At 52.8% G+C, this 16,978-nt stretch carries 16 protein-coding genes; 10 read left to right on the top strand and 6 right to left on the bottom strand.

Translation table 11 applies throughout. From position 1 onward, the window contains the following. Positions 1-79: 79 nt before the first annotated feature. The gene (locus MRY16398_RS17535) at positions 80-526 is read left to right on the top strand and encodes a YcgN family cysteine cluster protein (RefSeq protein WP_039079506.1); all 447 of its coding nucleotides are present in this window, start codon (positions 80-82) and stop codon (positions 524-526) included. Positions 527-635: 109 nt separating this feature from the next. Further along, complete coding sequence (locus MRY16398_RS17530) at positions 636-1,025, top strand: Exc2 family lipoprotein (protein WP_125124911.1); 390 nt, start codon at positions 636-638, stop codon at positions 1,023-1,025. Between the two features lie 103 nt (positions 1,026-1,128). Here the strand turns inward: MRY16398_RS17530 and dsbB are convergent, their stop codons facing one another. Next, the gene (gene dsbB, locus MRY16398_RS17525; RefSeq protein ID WP_039079504.1) at positions 1,129-1,659 is read right to left on the bottom strand and encodes a disulfide bond formation protein DsbB; all 531 of its coding nucleotides are present in this window, start codon (positions 1,657-1,659) and stop codon (positions 1,129-1,131) included. Between the two features lie 353 nt (positions 1,660-2,012). On the opposite strand from dsbB, the gene fadR reads away from it, so the two are divergent. After that, on the top strand, positions 2,013-2,732 hold the full coding sequence (gene fadR, locus MRY16398_RS17520) for a fatty acid metabolism transcriptional regulator FadR (RefSeq protein ID WP_071195219.1): 720 nt from the start codon (positions 2,013-2,015) through the stop codon (positions 2,730-2,732). Positions 2,733-2,770: 38 nt separating this feature from the next. Here the strand turns inward: fadR and MRY16398_RS17515 are convergent, their stop codons facing one another. After that, on the bottom strand, positions 2,771-4,303 hold the full coding sequence (locus MRY16398_RS17515; protein WP_039079502.1) for a SpoVR family protein: 1,533 nt from the start codon (positions 4,301-4,303) through the stop codon (positions 2,771-2,773). A 318-nt stretch (positions 4,304-4,621) separates the two neighbouring features. Between MRY16398_RS17515 and MRY16398_RS17510 the strand changes: the two genes are divergently transcribed. Beyond that, complete coding sequence (locus MRY16398_RS17510; RefSeq protein ID WP_071195220.1) at positions 4,622-5,920, top strand: D-amino acid dehydrogenase; 1,299 nt, start codon at positions 4,622-4,624, stop codon at positions 5,918-5,920. 28 nt (positions 5,921-5,948) lie between these two features. Beyond that, positions 5,949-7,019: a catabolic alanine racemase DadX gene (gene dadX / locus MRY16398_RS17505; protein WP_071195221.1), complete on the top strand. Its 1,071-nt coding sequence runs from the start codon at positions 5,949-5,951 to the stop codon at positions 7,017-7,019. Between the two features lie 14 nt (positions 7,020-7,033). On the opposite strand, the gene MRY16398_RS17500 is transcribed toward dadX, so the two are convergent. Next, complete coding sequence (locus tag MRY16398_RS17500) at positions 7,034-8,767, bottom strand: potassium/proton antiporter (RefSeq protein ID WP_125124910.1); 1,734 nt, start codon at positions 8,765-8,767, stop codon at positions 7,034-7,036. A gap of 140 nt (positions 8,768-8,907) precedes the next feature. Beyond that, positions 8,908-9,819 (bottom strand): muramoyltetrapeptide carboxypeptidase, encoded by a 912-nt coding sequence (gene ldcA, locus MRY16398_RS17495; protein ID WP_125124909.1) that lies wholly within the window; start codon positions 9,817-9,819, stop codon positions 8,908-8,910. Between the two features lie 98 nt (positions 9,820-9,917). Here ldcA and emtA point away from each other — a divergent pair, with 98 nt between their 5' ends. Beyond that, on the top strand, positions 9,918-10,532 hold the full coding sequence (gene emtA, locus MRY16398_RS17490; protein WP_125124908.1) for a membrane-bound lytic murein transglycosylase EmtA: 615 nt from the start codon (positions 9,918-9,920) through the stop codon (positions 10,530-10,532). Between the two features lie 48 nt (positions 10,533-10,580). On the opposite strand, the gene ycgR is transcribed toward emtA, so the two are convergent. Beyond that, positions 10,581-11,315 (bottom strand): flagellar brake protein YcgR, encoded by a 735-nt coding sequence (gene ycgR, locus MRY16398_RS17485; RefSeq protein ID WP_039079497.1) that lies wholly within the window; start codon positions 11,313-11,315, stop codon positions 10,581-10,583. A 210-nt stretch (positions 11,316-11,525) separates the two neighbouring features. Here ycgR and MRY16398_RS17480 point away from each other — a divergent pair, with 210 nt between their 5' ends. After that, on the top strand, positions 11,526-11,780 hold the full coding sequence (locus MRY16398_RS17480) for a GlsB/YeaQ/YmgE family stress response membrane protein (RefSeq protein ID WP_039079496.1): 255 nt from the start codon (positions 11,526-11,528) through the stop codon (positions 11,778-11,780). 70 nt (positions 11,781-11,850) lie between these two features. Here MRY16398_RS17480 and MRY16398_RS17475 read toward each other — a convergent pair whose 3' ends face one another. Next, positions 11,851-13,545 carry an alpha,alpha-trehalase gene (locus MRY16398_RS17475; protein ID WP_125124907.1) on the bottom strand — a complete coding sequence of 565 codons (1,695 nt, stop codon included), beginning with the start codon at positions 13,543-13,545 and terminating at the stop codon, positions 11,851-11,853. Between the two features lie 1,037 nt (positions 13,546-14,582). Between MRY16398_RS17475 and MRY16398_RS17470 the strand changes: the two genes are divergently transcribed. The 3 genes from MRY16398_RS17470 to tssK are packed head-to-tail and all read left to right on the top strand — an operon-like array spanning position 14,583 to position 16,975. Beyond that, positions 14,583-15,077 carry a hypothetical protein gene (locus MRY16398_RS17470; protein WP_039079494.1) on the top strand — a complete coding sequence of 165 codons (495 nt, stop codon included), beginning with the start codon at positions 14,583-14,585 and terminating at the stop codon, positions 15,075-15,077. 22 nt (positions 15,078-15,099) lie between these two features. Continuing rightward, positions 15,100-15,606 (top strand): type VI secretion system lipoprotein TssJ, encoded by a 507-nt coding sequence (tssJ, locus tag MRY16398_RS17465; protein ID WP_039079493.1) that lies wholly within the window; start codon positions 15,100-15,102, stop codon positions 15,604-15,606. Between the two features lie 25 nt (positions 15,607-15,631). Beyond that, the gene (gene tssK / locus MRY16398_RS17460) at positions 15,632-16,975 is read left to right on the top strand and encodes a type VI secretion system baseplate subunit TssK (RefSeq protein WP_125124906.1); all 1,344 of its coding nucleotides are present in this window, start codon (positions 15,632-15,634) and stop codon (positions 16,973-16,975) included. Positions 16,976-16,978: the final 3 nt, after the last annotated feature.

Genomic DNA, 16,978 nt, shown 5'->3' with positions numbered 1-16,978 from the left:
CCTGAACGGCGGCAAAACTTGCATCCCCATGCCAGACTGGTTATAAGGTGCTCCTTGGTTTTAAATGGCGAACTGATTTATGAGCGACACACCTTTCTGGCAAAGCAAAACTCTTGAACAAATGACGGACGCGGAGTGGGAATCGCTGTGTGACGGATGCGGTCAGTGCTGCCTGCATAAGCTAATGGATGAAGATTCCGACGAGATCTATTTCACCAATGTGGCCTGCCGCCAGTTGAACATCAAAACCTGCCAGTGTCGTAACTACGAGCGTCGCTTTGAGTATGAGCCGGACTGCATCAAGCTGACGCGCGATAATTTACCCACCTTTGAATGGTTGCCGCCCACCTGCGCCTATCGTCTGCTGGCCGAAGGGAAGGCGCTGCCGGTGTGGCATCCGTTGCGTACCGGTTCGAAGGAGATGATGCACAAACAGCGCATCACGGTTCGCCATATTGCGGTAAAAGAGTCCGAAGTCCGCGACTGGCAGGATCATATCCTCAACAAGCCAGATTGGGCGCAATAATCTCTTTTGTTATATCGCGACTTGCCTGAGATGATTAAAAAGTGATTTAAAACAAGACCCTAAAATGTTTGCATGTCTTAAATAAGCTAAAACATCAATGGGGTCTGTCATGAATAAATTCATTGTGCTGGTAGCGGCAGGTGCTCTGCTCGCAGGATGTACGGCGTCTAAACCCTCTCCACAGCGGCACGCTATCGCCTTTATGGAAAATCACAGCTCAACGGACGGTGGTGTCCGGTTCTCGGCAAGTGGTACATATCGCAACATCATTCCCGCCTTTGAAGAAGCATACGATAAAGGAAAATTGGACCGCATAGTGGGTCATGATGTGCATTACGCCATTAAGTATGCCGGAATACTCAGAGAGCAGGCCAGCCGTCATCTCACCGAAACATATGACAGATCTGGCGATAGGGTACAGGCGGATTCGAAAGATGCCGACTCGATAGGCAATGAATTATCGGCAACGTATCTGGATGGCTATAACGGGGTGTATTAGGCCAGTCTTATCAAGGGTGTATCGCGCCGCTCGGTGAAGTAACACCTACGGGAAGCGTATGCAATTTCGCGGCAATAAAAAACGCTCCCGAAGGAGCGTTCTGTTAACGACCGAAGAGGTCGCGTTTTTTCGGTTTGAAGGGCTGTGCGATGAGCACCAGTGCCGCCACAACAAAGTAAGCGACAAAGATACCTAACAGCCATTGCGGCATTTCCAGCGACAGGAACTGCCACTGTTTTTCAGCACAATCGCCCGAAGCAACAAAGACCTGCGGAAGCCACTTATCCAGTGGCAGCCACGAAGGGAAACGCGCAGCAAAGTCGCAGGTCATAAAAGGAGAAGGGTGAAGCTGGATCATGGTGTGTTCATACGTCAATTGGATACCGCGCCAGGCGCTGTACAACCAAATTAAGATGGCGACGTAGCGCAACGGCGTCTTCGGCGCAATCGCACCGACGATACCTGCACCCATCACACCAAAAAGAGCAGAACGCTCATAAATACACAGGACACAGGGTTTCAGCAGCATGACGTGCTGGAACCACAACGCCACTAATTCAAGTGCCAGTGCGGTGAACGCCATTAATAGCCAGGCGCCGCGCCCGCGAGAGCACTTGTTTAAATATCGCAACATAATCATTTCCCTGGGACATGCGTAGACACAGCAGTGTAAACGAAATCACTTAGCAAGCCACTATTGCATAAGAAAATAATACGTAATCGGATGTTTATCATGCGAAAAGTCAAATCTTGCTGTCAGGAATGTAAGCAAAGCGCTAACAGGAAAAGCATTTATGATAAATGTGGTAAATGACTTTCAGTAAAGAGGGAATAGTCGTGAATAAAATGGGGAGTAAACCGTACATCGGGTGAATCTTTCAAATTGGATCGGCGATCCCCTTTTTCTTCATTTCGCCTGCTATCTGCCCCCGAAGTGGTCTGGTATGATGAGTGATCTTTGCTTAGTTGTATAATGGAAATCTCACTATGGTTATAAAGGCGCAGAGCCCGGCGGGTTTCGCGGAAGAATACATCATTGAAAGTATCTGGAATAACCGTTTCCCTCCGGGGTCGATACTTCCAGCAGAGCGCGAACTCTCCGAACTGATTGGCGTCACTCGTACTACATTGCGTGAAGTGTTACAGCGTCTGGCCCGCGATGGCTGGCTTACTATTCAGCACGGTAAACCCACAAAAGTAAATAACTTTTGGGAAACGTCCGGGCTCAATATTCTGGAAACACTGGCGCGTCTGGACCATGAGAGCGTTCCACAACTCATCGATAACCTCCTGTCGGTGCGTACCAATATCGCGACCATCTTCATCCGTACCGCATTCCGCCAGCATCCAGAAGACGCGTTAGCCGTGCTGGCCAGCGCGCGCGAAGTGGAAGATCACGGCGATGCGTTTGCTGAACTGGATTACAACATTTTCCGTGGACTGGCTTTTGCCTCCGGCAACCCGATTTACGGCCTGATCCTCAACGGTATGAAAGGGTTGTATACCCGCATCGGGCGTCATTACTTCGCAAGCCCGGAAGCACGCAGCCTGGCGCTCGGTTTTTATCACCGTCTGGCAGAAATCTGTGAGCAAGGTTTGCATGACCAGGTGTACGAAACCGTGCGTCGTTATGGGCATGACAGTGGTGAAATCTGGCAGCGCATGCATAAAACACTGCCTGGGGATTTGTCCATCAACGGGCGTTAAGCAAAGCGAAGCCCCTCCGGCGGAGGGGCTTTTTGCTATCAGAGGGTATTGCTGCGGGCAGGGCAGCGGTCCAGCAGTTCTACACTACCATCTTCGTTTTGCTGTTCCAGCAGTACATCAAACCCCCACAGCCGATGCACATGTTTGAGCACTTCCCGGCGGCCTTTGTCCAGCGGGGCGCGATTGTGCGGAATATAACGCAGCGTCAGAGAACGATCGCCGCGCAAATCCACATTCCATACCTGGATATTGGGCTCCAGGTTGCTCAGGTTATACTGGGATGACAATTTCGAGCGGATCTCACGATAGCCCTCTTCGTTATGAATCGCCGCAATTTCCAGATAATTATTGCGATCGTCATCCAGCACGGTAAAGAAGCGGAAATCACGCATGATTTTTGGCGACATAAACTGGCTGATAAAGCTTTCATCTTTAAAATCGCGCATGGCGAAATGCAGCGTTTCCAGCCAGTCGGAACCGGCAATGTCCGGGAACCAGTATTTGTCTTCCTCCGTCGGAGACTGACAAATCCGTTTAATATCCTGGAACATCGCAAACCCAAGGGCATACGGGTTAATGCCGCTATACCACGGACTATTGTAAGGCGGCTGGAATACCACGTTAGTGTGGCTGTGCAGGAATTCCAGCATAAAGCGGTCTGTCACTTTCCCTTCGTCGTACAGATGATTGAGAATGGTGTAGTGCCAGAAAGTGGCCCAGCCTTCATTCATCACCTGGGTCTGTTTCTGCGGATAAAAATACTGGCTGACTTTACGCACGATGCGCAAAATCTCACGCTGCCATGGCTCCAGCAGCGGGGCGTTTTTCTCCATAAAATAGAGCAGGTTTTCCTGCGGCTCAGAAGGGTAACGGCGCGCTTCGACAACGGCTTTCTCTTCTTCACGTTTAGGCAGGGTGCGCCATAGTGTGTTAACCTGGCTTTGCAGGTACTCCTCACGGCTTTTCTGGCGGGCTTTCTCCTCCTGCAGGGAGATCTTTTGCGGACGTTTATAACGGTCAACGCCGTAATTCATCAGCGCGTGGCAGGAATCGAGCAGTTTTTCCACCTCTTCCACACCGTAGCGCTCTTCACAATCGGTGATGTAGTTACGGGCGAAAATCAGGTAATCGACAATCGAGCTGGCATCCGTCCAGCTACGGAACAAATAGTTATTCTTAAAGAAAGAGTTATGCCCATAGCAGGCATGCGCCATGACCAGCGCTTGCATGGTGATGGTGTTCTCTTCCATCAGATAGGCGATACAAGGATTGGAGTTAATGACAATCTCGTAGGCCAGACCTTGCTGTCCATGCTTATAAAGTCGCTCGGTTTCAATAAATTTTTTACCGAATGACCAGTGGGGGTAGTTAATGGGCATCCCGACACTTGAGTAGGCGTCCATCATCTGTTCGGAGGTGATGACTTCGATTTGGTGCGGGTAGGTATCCAGGCGGTAAAGTTTCGCCACCCGGTCGATCTCTGCGAGATACACATCCAGTAGATCGAAGGTCCAGTCAGGTCCATCACTGAGACGTATGGTGTCCTTATTCATGGAATCAATCGTAGCCATTAGCGCGCCCTCGTTGTTAGCAACTCTCTCTGTATGGAGAGTCTCATTTCAAGCATAGAACACACAATAAAAACTGTACGTGACGTCGCTTTTTTTCTTCGCGATAACACCTTGCAAGAGAGGGGTAAAAAGCCTCTTTTGCAGAATTTTATTCTGTGGCGAAATGTCGCGCAGCAGGAGATTCTAAATATCCTGACGCCTTTATTTACGGAAAGGTGTGAGGGGTGTCACCATAAAAAAGCCATATGTTGAATAACATTTTCATCTGAGTTATCAATTTGTAATCAGATGATTGTGCTTTACATATGGGAGCAGGTTATGCGAGTCGTTGTACTGGGAAGTGGCGTGGTGGGGGTTACCAGTGCCTGGTATCTGAGTCAGGCGGGACATGAGGTGACGGTCATTGACAGGGAATCTGGCCCGGCGCTGGAGACCAGTGCGGCGAACGCAGGGCAAATCTCGCCTGGCTACGCAGCGCCCTGGGCGGCACCAGGCGTACCGTTGAAAGCGATTAAATGGATGTTCCAGCGCCATGCGCCGCTGGCAATTAGTCTCGATGGCACCTCCACTCAACTCAAATGGATGTGGCAGATGCTGCGTAACTGCGACACCCGCCATTATATGGAAAACAAAGGCCGCATGGTGCGGCTTGCAGAGTACAGCCGCGACTGTTTAAAGCTGTTGCGTGAAACCACCCAAATTCAGTACGAAGGGCGTCAGGGCGGGACGCTACAACTGTTCCGTACCCCAGAGCAGTACGAAAACGCCACCCGGGATATTGCCGTACTGGAAGACGCCGGGGTGCCTTATCAACTGCTGGAGTCAGCCCGGCTGTCAGAAGTGGAACCGGCACTGGCGCAGGTTGCACACAAGCTCAGTGGTGGTCTACGTTTGCCAAACGATGAAACCGGCGACTGCCAGCTCTTTACTCAGCAACTGGCGCAGATGGCGGCGCAGGCGGGCGTCACATTCCGCTTCAACACCCCGGTCGACAGGCTCCTGTACGAGGGCGAGCAAATTTACGGCGTCAAATGTGGCGATGAAGTGGTGAAAGCCGATGCTTACGTCATGGCGTTTGGTTCCTATTCCACGGCGATGCTAAAAGGAATTGTCGATATCCCGGTCTATCCCCTGAAAGGTTATTCGCTGACTATACCCATTGCGGAGGAGGCGGGCGCGCCGGTTTCGACTATCCTCGATGAAACCTACAAGATTGCGATTACCCGTTTTGATAACCGTATTCGTGTCGGTGGAATGGCGGAGATCGTCGGCTTTAATACCGAGCTTCTTAAACCACGCCGCGCCACGCTGGAGATGGTGGTCAAAGATCTCTTTCCGCGCGGCGGACATGTGGAGCAGGCAACCTTCTGGACCGGGCTGCGTCCGATGACGCCAGACGGTACGCCGGTGGTGGGGCGTGCTCCGTTTAAAAACTTATGGCTGAATACCGGGCATGGCACGCTGGGCTGGACGATGGCCTGTGGCTCAGGGCAACTGTTGAGCGACCTGATTTCCGGCCGCACGCCAGCCATTCCCTTTGAGGATTTGAGTGTGGCGCGCTACCAGCCGGGTTTTACCCCATCGCGGCCGCAACATTTGCACGGTGCTCACAACTAAACCGTCCACCTAAAAACAAGGAGAACGTATGTCTCGTCCTGTCCAGGCGACTGTCGACTTACACGCACTTCGGCAGAACCTGCAGGTAGTCAGGCGTGCCGCACCACACAGCCGCGTCTGGTCAGTGGTGAAGGCTAACGCCTACGGTCATGGAATCGATCGGATCTGGCGTGCGCTGGAAGGCACCGACGGTTTCGCGCTGCTTAATCTGGAGGAGGCGATCCTCCTGCGCGAGCGCGGCTGGAAAGGGCCGATTCTGATGCTGGAAGGCTTTTTCCACGCCGACGAGCTGCCGCTGTTTGATAAATATCGCCTGACCACCAGCGTGCACAGCAACTGGCAGGTTAAAGCCCTGCAGGATGCCCGGCTTCATGCGCCGCTGGATGTTTACCTGAAAATGAACAGTGGCATGAACCGGCTGGGCTTTCAGCCTGAGCGTGTGCAAACCCTCTGGCGGCAACTGCGGGAGTTGAGCAATGTGGGCGATATCACTCTGATGGCCCATTTTGCCGATGCGGAAAAACCGGACGGAATTGCCGGGGCGATGACACGCATTAACCATGCGTCGGAGGGGCTTGATTGCCCGCGTTCGCTGTCAAACTCCGCCGCCACGCTCTGGCACCCGGAAGCTCACGGCGACTGGGTGCGCCCCGGCATCGTGCTGTATGGCGCGTCCCCGTCCGGGGAGTGGCAGGATGTGGCTGGCAGTGGCATCAAACCGGTCATGAGCCTGACAAGCCAGATTATTGCCGTGCAAACGTTGCGTGCGGGGGACTGTGTGGGCTATGGCAGCCGCTATCGTGCCTCACAGGAGCAGCGTATTGGCATCGTAGCCTGCGGTTATGCGGACGGTTACCCGCGTCTCGCCCGAACCGGTACACCCGTGCTGGTGGACGGTATTCGCACCGGTACGGTAGGCGCCATTTCGATGGACATGCTGACGGTTGACCTGACACCGTGCCCGCAAGCGGGCATCGGTACGCCAGTTGAACTTTGGGGTAACGAGATCAAAATTGATGAAGTGGCCGCTTGCGCAGGGACGGTTGGCTATGAATTAATGTGCGCACTCGCACCGCGCGTCCCCGTTGTGACAGTGTAACTATGGTGAGGCGGTCACTCCGCCTCGTCATCCGCGACCCGGACACCAACCTTACGCACCGCGTCTTCTTCTTTCTCTGCAACCGTCCAGATCATGCCGGCAAACTCCACCTGATCGCCTACCACGGGCGCTGCCCCGAGCAGTTGCTCAACAATCTCACCGAGTGTTTGTTGTTTATCACGGTACTCCAGTCCCTCTTCCAGACCATAAATCAGCGCCACATCGGCAAACTTCGCATCGGCTTCGAGAATAAAATCCCCAAAGAAACGCTGATCCAGCGAGACGGGAGGAGACTGGCTAAACAACTTACCCAACGCGGGCAGGTCGCGTTCACGACCAATCACGCACAGCACGTCACCTTCACGCAGCCGCGTGCTACCGGTAGGATGGAGCAGCGAATTATCGCGAAACAGGGCGGCAATACGCGTTTCGGAAGGCATGTGCAGGTCGCGAAGGGCGGCACCCACGCACCATTTATCGGCGCTCAACTGGTAGACAAACTGCTCCCACGGATTTTCCGGATGGATATCCAGCCCGACGCGGGAAACCGGCCAGCCCACGGGTGGGACCACGACTCTGGCTTTTTTCGCCGCCCACGACAGCGATGTCCCCTGGAATAGCAGCGAAATCAGCACCACAAAGAAGGCGACATTAAAAAACAGCCGCGCATTGTCCAGACCGGCCATCATCGGGAAGACGGCAAGAATGATCGGCACCGCGCCCCGCAGCCCCACCCAACTGATGAAAATGCGCTCGCGCAGATTGAAACCGCGAAACGGCAGCAGCCCGGCGAATACTGACAGCGGACGGGCGAAAAAGATCATCCACGCCGAGAGGATCAGCGCCGGAATGGCAATCGGCAGCAAATCAGATGGCGTTACCAGCAGCCCCAGGACAAGGAACATGCCGATTTGCGCCAGCCAGGCCAGACCATCGAAGTTTTGCTGAATGGCGTAACGATTGCGTATCGGACGATTGCCCAGCACAAAACCACACAGATAGACCGCCAGTATCCCGCTGCCTTCAATGGCGGTGGTCACCGCGAACACCAGAATGCCGCCGCTCAGCGCCAGCAGAGGATAGAGCCCGGCGGGCAGGGAGATGCGATTGATCATCTGTTGCAGCAAATAGCCGCCCGCGAGACCTAACACGATACCCAGCCCAAACTGCTGAATAATGTGCACGACAAACATCCAGCTCAAGCCCGCATGATGCTGCTGAATCATCTCAATCAGTGTGATGGTCAAAAAGACCGCCATCGGATCGTTGCTGCCGGACTCAATTTCCAGCGTTGAACCGACACGCTCGTTCAGCCCTTTCCCGCCAAGCAGTGAGAACACCGCAGCCGCGTCCGTCGAGCCAACAATCGCGCCGATCAGCAACCCTTCCATGATATTGAGGTGGAACAACCAGGCCGCCATCATTCCGGTCAGCCCGGACGTGATAAGCACTCCCACCGTCGCCAGAGAGAGGGCGGGCCACAGCGCCACGCGAAAGGAACTCGCCTGGGTTCGCATCCCGCCATCAAGCAAAATCACCGCCAGCGCGAGGTTACTGACCATATAGGCGAACGGATAATTGTCGAACGGAATGCCGCCAATACCGTCAATGCCTGCCAGCATGCCAATGGCGAGAAAGATAACGAGGATCGGGATACCAAGACGGGAGGAGAAAGAACTTAATAAAATACTGCAGGTTACAAGTACTGAACCCAAAATAAACAGACTAATTACCGCCGCTGCATCCAATGTCGTGCGTCTCCTCTTACCCGGAAAATGGTGAAACCCATAACCGCTCAGTGCCTGAATACGCTGAGCAGTTATAGTTTAAAAACCCGATATATATTAACGGCAGAAATACAGATTTAATCAGTCGGTTAAACGTTTTTTTATGCGCCCAATACGGGATGACCGGAAATAGTCAGTCGTGAGCGCTCATCATGCTCTAATACCGCATGCGCGCCGAGAGGCAGCGTGACGGTCTCTTGCTCGTGACCAAATGCAAGCCCCGTTATCACCGGGATCGAGAGCCTGCTTCGCAGGTATTCCACCATCGTATTAAGATTGTAGCCCGCATCGTATTCATTTGGATCGGCGCTGGTGAAACTGCCCAGTACGAGCGCCTTCTGACGCGCGAGAATGCCGCAATGCAGCAACTGCAACAGCATACGTTCCACGCGGAAAGGATGCTCATTGATATCCTCAACCACCAGAATACCTCCCTCAATGGCCGGAAGCCACGGGGTGCCAATAAGCGAAACCAGCATCGCCAGATTCCCACCCCATAACGTGCCCTGGGTGTGACAACGTGGGCCTTCGCCGCGCCACTCGACGGTCAATTCAGGCTGGCGCAGCGCCTGCCAGAAATGACGCCCGGTAAATTCATTCAGTGTTGGTGCGCCGAAATTGCCGGCCAACATCGGGCCGCTAAAGGTGATCACGCCGCCACGGGCTAATAAGCCCATCTGCACCACCGTAAAATCGCTGTGTCCACAGATAAGTAACGGCTGGGATTGTTGTCGGCGAATAAGGCCCTGCCAGTCGATATCTTCCAGCAGGCGGCTTGCGCCATAGCCGCCGCGAACGGGGAGAACGATAATATCCGCACCTTCGAGCGCGACCAGGCTGTTGAGATCATGGAGACGTTCGCTCTCCTGACCCGCAAAGCGTTGGTCGCGGCGGGTAATGACACAACGGTTATCCACCTGATGTCCCTGTAACTCCAGCCGTTGAACCCCAAGCGCTGCCGCCTGCTGATTAATGCAGTAACCGGAGGGCGCAATCAAATGAAACCTCGACATGGCAATTCCTTGCTGACATCTAATTGGAAACGGTTATCATGCCGCTAACCCTGTTTGTTGTCATCCATAGTGATGCGTTCACCAAAGAAGGATTGCGTGTGAAATTGAGATGGTTTGCTTTTTTAATTGTGCTTCTGGCGGGTTGTAGCTCGAAACGCACGGACTACCGTAACCCGGACTGGAACCCGGAAGTCCCGGTAAAACGGGCCATGCAGTGGATGCCAGTCAGTGAAAAAGCGGGGGCGGCGTGGGGCGTCAGTCCGCGTCTGATTACCGCGATGATTGCGGTTGAGTCAGGCGGCAACCCCAACCTTGTCAGTAAATCAAACGCCGTTGGGCTGATGCAGTTAAAAGCTTCCACCTCCGGGCGCGAAGTGTATCGCTATATGGGCTGGAGCGGTGAACCTACAACCAGCGAGCTGAAAAACCCGGAGCGCAATATCTCCATGGGGGCTGCGTATTTGAGCATTATGGAGCACGGCGTACTGGCGGGAATAAAAGATCCGCAAGTGATGCAATATGCGCTGGTGGTCTCCTATGTGAACGGTGCAGGCGCGCTGCTGCGGACATTCTCATCCGACCGGAAAAAAGCGATCGACAAGATTAACGACCTGAGCGCTGAGGGCTTTTTTGAACACGTGGTAGAAAACCACCCGGCACCACAGGCGCCGCGCTACATCTGGAAAGTACAGAAAGCGATGAACGCCATGTAAACGCCATATCAATGTGAAAAGACCCGCCTGGATAAGCGGGTCTTTTTTTTAGCGAACGCGGCTGGCGCGTTCGCGGGCCTCGCGTTCGAGCGCAAAAATAATACGCTGGAGTTCACGCTCAACGCCGGGGCTGACGTTAAGAAAGCGAAAACTCAGACGCGGCGTGGTAATGGTTTCGTTTTTGCCGTCTACCACTTTTCGCTCACCGATGGCGATAAGCTGTGCGTCAAAATAGAACTGTCCCCATGAGGCCATATCGAGCTCTATCTGGGAAAAGCGCATACCTGCCTGCAATCCTTCCGGAACAGTGCCATCCAGTAACGCGCCCATACCGCCGAGTGAAAGGTCGAACAGGCGGAAACGCAGCTCCGTCTTCTTGTCCGGCATTTTGGCTTTACAGAAATAGGCGGGGTGCAGCGGGGCGTTGATGCGAAAGTATTCGCGACGCTGAATGAAATAGAGGCTTTCTGGCAGTTCAGAAATAAAAGCGGGCAAAGCCTGATAATCGCCGCTGTGCAGTGTGGGAAGGGTAAATTCGACTTTGGCACCCTGGGTTTCGGCGGTGATGGTCACTTTTGTGGCGCGCTGCACTGCTGTGTTATCAAACTCCTGACTACCAAAGTCCATGATCAGTTCTTCGGGGTTCACTTCGAGGATCTTACTGATGAATTGCCCGCTCGACCACGCAATGCACACAGGTACCTGGCTCTTTTGCAAATCACGCAAGACGCCGAGTACGGCTAATGGACTATTTTTCAGGAACTGCTCACTGTACTTACTCACGCCGAAAGGCTCCTTGATCACTGACAGACAGTCTTGATGCACTATCGGCAATTCCGGAGAATTCTTAATACAAATTCATAAAAATATTCTGAGGAATTGCAATTAAGTCCGTGAGATGAAAATGCTTTTCACACTATCGCCTATACTCTAGTCAACGTGCGGGAATTATGCACGATACGTACATATGACGTTGTAGCAGGAGAAAAGTAAATGGGCATCATCGCGTGGATTGTTTTTGGTCTGATTGCAGGGGTTATCGCAAAATTAATCATGCCTGGCCGGGATGGCGGCGGATTCATTTTGACCTGTCTACTTGGGATAGTGGGGGCGGTAGTCGGTGGTTGGCTGGCGACCCGCTTTAATTTTGGCGGCGATGTAACGGGTTTCAACCTTCATAGCTTCCTGGTTGCGGTGGTGGGTGCCATCATTGTACTGGCTGTCTTTAGGCTGTTACGGCGGGGTTAATTGTTTCCGTAAATGAATAAGGCCGGTGAGTGTGTTCACCGGCCTTTTCTTTTATTATGCTTTTATTGTGTTACTGTGCCGCCGCTTTTTGCGGTTCGGCTGCCGTCTGGGTAACCGGCTGACTGGCAGGCAGACTGTCACAAGGCTGCTCTTTCGGACAGACCAGATCGAGCATTTTCAGCGTCACGCCGTTTGTCCAGCCGAAACCATCCTGCAACGGGTATTCTCCGCCGCCGCCACCTGTCCCGGTGCTGCTGACATCATACTTCTCAACCAGCTTTTTCTCGCGGTCATAGGTATGTTGCACGTTTGACAGGAAGCGCCATGTGACATCCATCGACAGTTTTTTCTGGTCGTAGTTTTGCAAACCGGCGACCGCGACCCATTGCAGGGGCGCCCAGCCATTTGGTGCATCCCATTGTTGACCACTGTTGACGGTGGTTGTGGAGATCCCGCCTGGTTTCAACAGCCGCGACTGCGTGGCTGCCGCTACTTTCGTCGCGCGATCTTTCGCCGCCGCATTCACATACAGTGGGAAGAGGGCGGCCGCCGTCAACTGATTACGAACCTTTTTGGTTTTCAGATCGTAATCGGCATACCAGCCCTCTTTATCATTCCACAGGTTGGCTTCTATGGCTTTCTGGCGGGCCGAGGCCAGCGCTTCATACTGGCTCGCTTTAGCGCTGTCGCCGGATGCCTGGCTGGCGCGGGCGATCATTTTTTCCAGCTTGAACATCAGCGCATTCAAATCCACCGGTACGATGCTGGTGGTGCGGATAGTCCCCAGTTGTTCGGGGTTATCCATCCAGCGTGAGCTGAAATCCCAGCCCGATGCCGCAGCGGAGCGCAGATCCCGGTAGATCTCTGTTGCCGGACGATTGGGGTTGTTCTTCGCGGTGGTAACGTCATCCAGCCAGGATTCCGGGCGCGGAGTGTCTTTATCATCCCAGTAGCGGTTCAGCACCGAACCGTCATCAAGCTTAACGACCCGCTTGCTGGCCTGACCGTTTTGCAGCCCCTCCAGCCCGTCCATCCAGTAGTGGTACTCTTTTTCCATCTCTGGCAGGTAGGTCTTGAGCACGTCATCACCGTCATGGGATGCCAGTAATTCAACCATAAATGCAAAGAAAGGCGGTTGGGAGCGGCTCAGATAGTAACTACGGTTGCCGTTGGGAATGTGGCCCCAGGTATCAATTTCATAGGCGAAGTTAGCCACCATATCTTCAATTTTGTCCCAGTGTCCGCTCTCCGCCAGGCCCAGCATGGTGAAATAACTGTCCCAGTAGTAGACCTCGCGAAAACGGCCTCCCGGCACCACATAAGGTTTCGGCAGGGGGAGGAGAGAGTCCCATTTACCGGCTTTATCCGTCGTGCGCGTTAGCACGGGCCACAGGCCATCAATATGCTCACGCAGGTTTTGCCCTTCCGGGGGAACATACTTTTCCCCTTCTTTTGGCAGATCAAAGTTGACGTTAACAAAGTGGCGAAGATCAAAGCTGGTCTGGTTTCGCTGCATACGGTAATCCGCAAGGATCATCAAGGGGTCACCCTTGGGAACGGCATCGGCGAAGGTTTTTTGATCGGGAAAGAGTTTGGCGCTTTGCACATCGCTAAACAAAGGGCCGAGCAGGATATCCGGCGGCTGTGGGGTGTTGGGCGCATCTGCCGCCAGAGCCGACGGGATAAGTGAAAGCAGGGCGCCACCCAGTGCGATATGCATAGCAAGATACAAGGTGCGCTGACGGCGCAAATCTGGTCTTGTCATTAAATGTTCTCCTTAGCGGGTGAAAAGCGAGGCCGCAGTAGCCAACCTTGTGAAAACCTTAGTCGAATATCAGCCGAACGGCGTGCCCTGTGTGGCATTTTCCGCCCTTCCAGACAATTTACCTTGCTACCCATACCTATAAGTAAAAATTATGCCTTAATAGCTCTTTGCACGCATTTTGATCATTTCTTTAACTCAAATTAGGTAGAAAACAGGTATTTCCGCAAATAAATAAGATTTCCGTCAAATAAAATAACGGTGATTGATCAGTTTTTCTTATTGAAAAAGAATTGTCATATTTGTTTTGCATCAAATAAGCTGAATTGATTCATTTACTGGCCATTCACATTGAGTTAGCGATGCTAAATAGTGTCGCACTGAAAACAATTTATTTAGCGGGGATAAAATATTTTCGCAGTTGATTATTTCGCTATGGTCAGACCAGGTGAATAATATTCACTTTGCACGGTTTTGATATTTCACTTTATCGACCTGAAGGGTCTTGACTTATCAAGCGTCATTCAATATTCCGCACAGTAAATGTGGCTTTTAGGCTACTAATAATGAGGGGTTAAATATGCAAAATTAGCTTTTTAGGATTTATCTGATAACAGGGCGGGTGTGATATGTTCTCACTGCGGTTTGATGGATAAAATCATTAAATACAGTGGCTTGATCTTCATTCGAAGGGGCTTTCGGCTCTGCCTGGCTATGATTTCTACTATTAGAAGACCTAAGTGAAATTATTTCTTGAGAATTATCTTAATTTAGATAAATTTTAAATATTCATTTTTCATTAAGGCTGAGATGATATTGAATTGTATCGTCTCGTCTGTAAAATTTAGACACGATTATCATTGATGAAGTCATATTTCGCTGCCTTGCTGGTGCAACGGCTCGTGCGGTAGCTATGCCTTTAATTCATTATTTGATCGGTTTGCAGGGTAAGGGAGAGACTTATTTTGAAAGAATGAAAAAGTTCTTTCCTAAACGTTCCAGTTCCACACAGTAATATATTTGCAATGGAAATCACCGTTATGAAAATGCGAAATGTATTAGCCCTTCTGTTTGTTTTTGCACTCTCCGCATGTAAAGCACCACCGCCGGCGACGCCCACAGACGACACGATTGTGACCAGCGAGGTGAATGGCACCACGCTTACCCACCGCTATGCGGTAAAACCACCGAAAGAGTTTCAACCCATCAAAGAGAACTACCGTGCACTCTATCCTGCGTCGCTGATGAGCACGCCGGATTACGGCGGCAAAATGATCCGTCAACTGCAAACCGGTAAAACCTACGTTGTACTGGGCCAGGTTGAACACTTCTGGATGGCTCTGGCCGATGAAGGTCAGGAAGAGTTGATTGGTTATGTCCCGATGCGTGCTGTGGTGAAAAGCGAGTTGTACGACGAAACGGTACGCAAGCAAACCCCGCGCCTGAGAACCCGCCAGAAACAGACCTGCGTGTCGGTTGATGGTAGCAGCAAAGCGTGTAAAAACAGCAACTCAGGTACCTGGATTCTTAACTAATTCGCCATCATGAGCGATGGATATGAAAACTAACTTCGTGGTACGCCAGCTCATCCTGGCGTTTTTCCTTACGCTGACCACCCTGGTCAGCGGTTGTGGATCGACTTCACATAGCGTACCTGCCAGTTACACCCTTCAGTTCCAGGCGCACCCGCAGGTCAATGCATCCGCGCCGCTCAAAGTCAGGGTTTTGCTGTTGAAATCCGACGCGACATTTATGTCCGCCGATTTCTGGTCGCTACAAAACAATGCGGGAAACACCCTTGGGGGTAACCTGCTCAACAGCGATGAGTTCTTCTTACTGCCCGGTCAACTGACAAAAACACTCACCGGCCAGGCTACCCCGGAAGCACGCTATATCGGCGTGATGGCGGAGTATCAGGCGCTGGATGGCAAAAAATGGCGGATCTCCATTCCGCTTCCCGTGCAGGGTGAAAGTCGCTTTTATGAATTCTGGAAATGGTCGTCTGACTCACTTGAAGCCAGCGTTTTTCTCGACGTGAACGGGATCCGCGTCGTTTCCAGATAGCGTCCAGTCTTAACAGGAAAACAGCATGAACAAAGCAGAAAAGGTCGTCTGGACCGAGGGTATGTTTCTGCGTCCTCATCATTTTCAACGTGCGGAAAGCCACCTGCATAGCCACATTCGCGAATGGGGGGCGTTACAACGGCCCTGGCTATGGGGCTTTCTGGACCTTGAACTGGATGACGCAATGTTGCGCCAGGGCTGTATCGCGCTGAGCTATGCCAGCGGTCTGCTACCGGATGGCACCTTTTTTTCCTTTCACGATCCGCGCCATGCGCCCGCGCCATTAGCCATTGGGGATAACGTGACCAATGAGCGTGTCGTGCTGGCCTTACCTGCCCGCCGGGGTGGGCGTGAAGAGGTTATCTTCAGCGAAGATAAAGAGTCACTGGCGCGCTACGTGGCCTGGGAAGCCGAAGTGGATGATGACAACGCCATTTCCGTTGGTCCGGCGGCCGTGCAGTTTGGTCGTTTAAGCCTGAAATTGATGCTGGAAAAAGATCTGACCGCCGAGTGGACGGCGATGGGTGTGGTTCAGATACTGGAAAAGCGAAACGATAATCACATTCGTCATGATTCGGCCTATATTCCGCCGATGCTCAACGCCACCAACAGCGCGCCGCTGTACGCGATGATCAACGACCTGCAAAGCCTGCTCTCCCAGCGTAGCCAGCAGTTTGCTCAGCGTCTGCGCCAGCCTGGCCGCTTCAATACCACGGAGATGGTCGAATTCTCTCTGCTGGCGTTGATCAATCACCACGTCGGCTTGATTTCGCATCTGAAAACCTTGCCGCTGCTGCACCCGGAAGAGCTGTGGCGCGAATGGCTGGCCTTTGCCACCGAATTAACCACCTGGACATCCGCGCGTGCGCCGGAAGAGGTACTACCGGTTTATGACCACGACAACCTCGCCGGCTGCTTTAGCCGTCTGGTGCTGATGTTACGTCAGGGGCTGTCGCTGGTGCTGGAAGAACATGCCATTCAACTGCCGCTTACCGAACGCACCCACGGCCTCAATGTTGCGACGCTGCCGTCCACCAGCATGGCGCGGGAGTTTGGTTTTGTCCTGGCGGTGAAAGCCAATGTGCCAGGCGAGATGCTGCAAACCCATTTCCCGGCGCAGATGAAAGTCGCCCCGGTCACCAAAATCCGCGATCTGGTGCAACTCCAGCTTCCCGGTATGAAGCTGCGGGCAATGCCCGTCGCGCCGCCGCAAATTCCCTGGCATGCGGGCTACAACTACTTCGAACTGGAAAAAGGGGGCGAGCTGTGGAGCGAAATGGAGAAATCCGGCGCCTTTGCGCTGCATCTGGCAGGTGAATTTCCAGGACTGGACATGGAATTTTGGGCCGTCCGTAGCCCGAAAGATTAATAG

Origin of the sequence: Phytobacter sp. MRY16-398 (assembly GCF_003925915.1) — a bacterium.
In the GTDB taxonomy this organism is placed as follows: Bacteria; Pseudomonadota; Gammaproteobacteria; order Enterobacterales; family Enterobacteriaceae; genus Phytobacter; species Phytobacter diazotrophicus.
The sequence above is the reverse complement of the archived record's forward strand: the minus strand, read 5'-3'. Positions and strand labels throughout refer to the sequence as shown.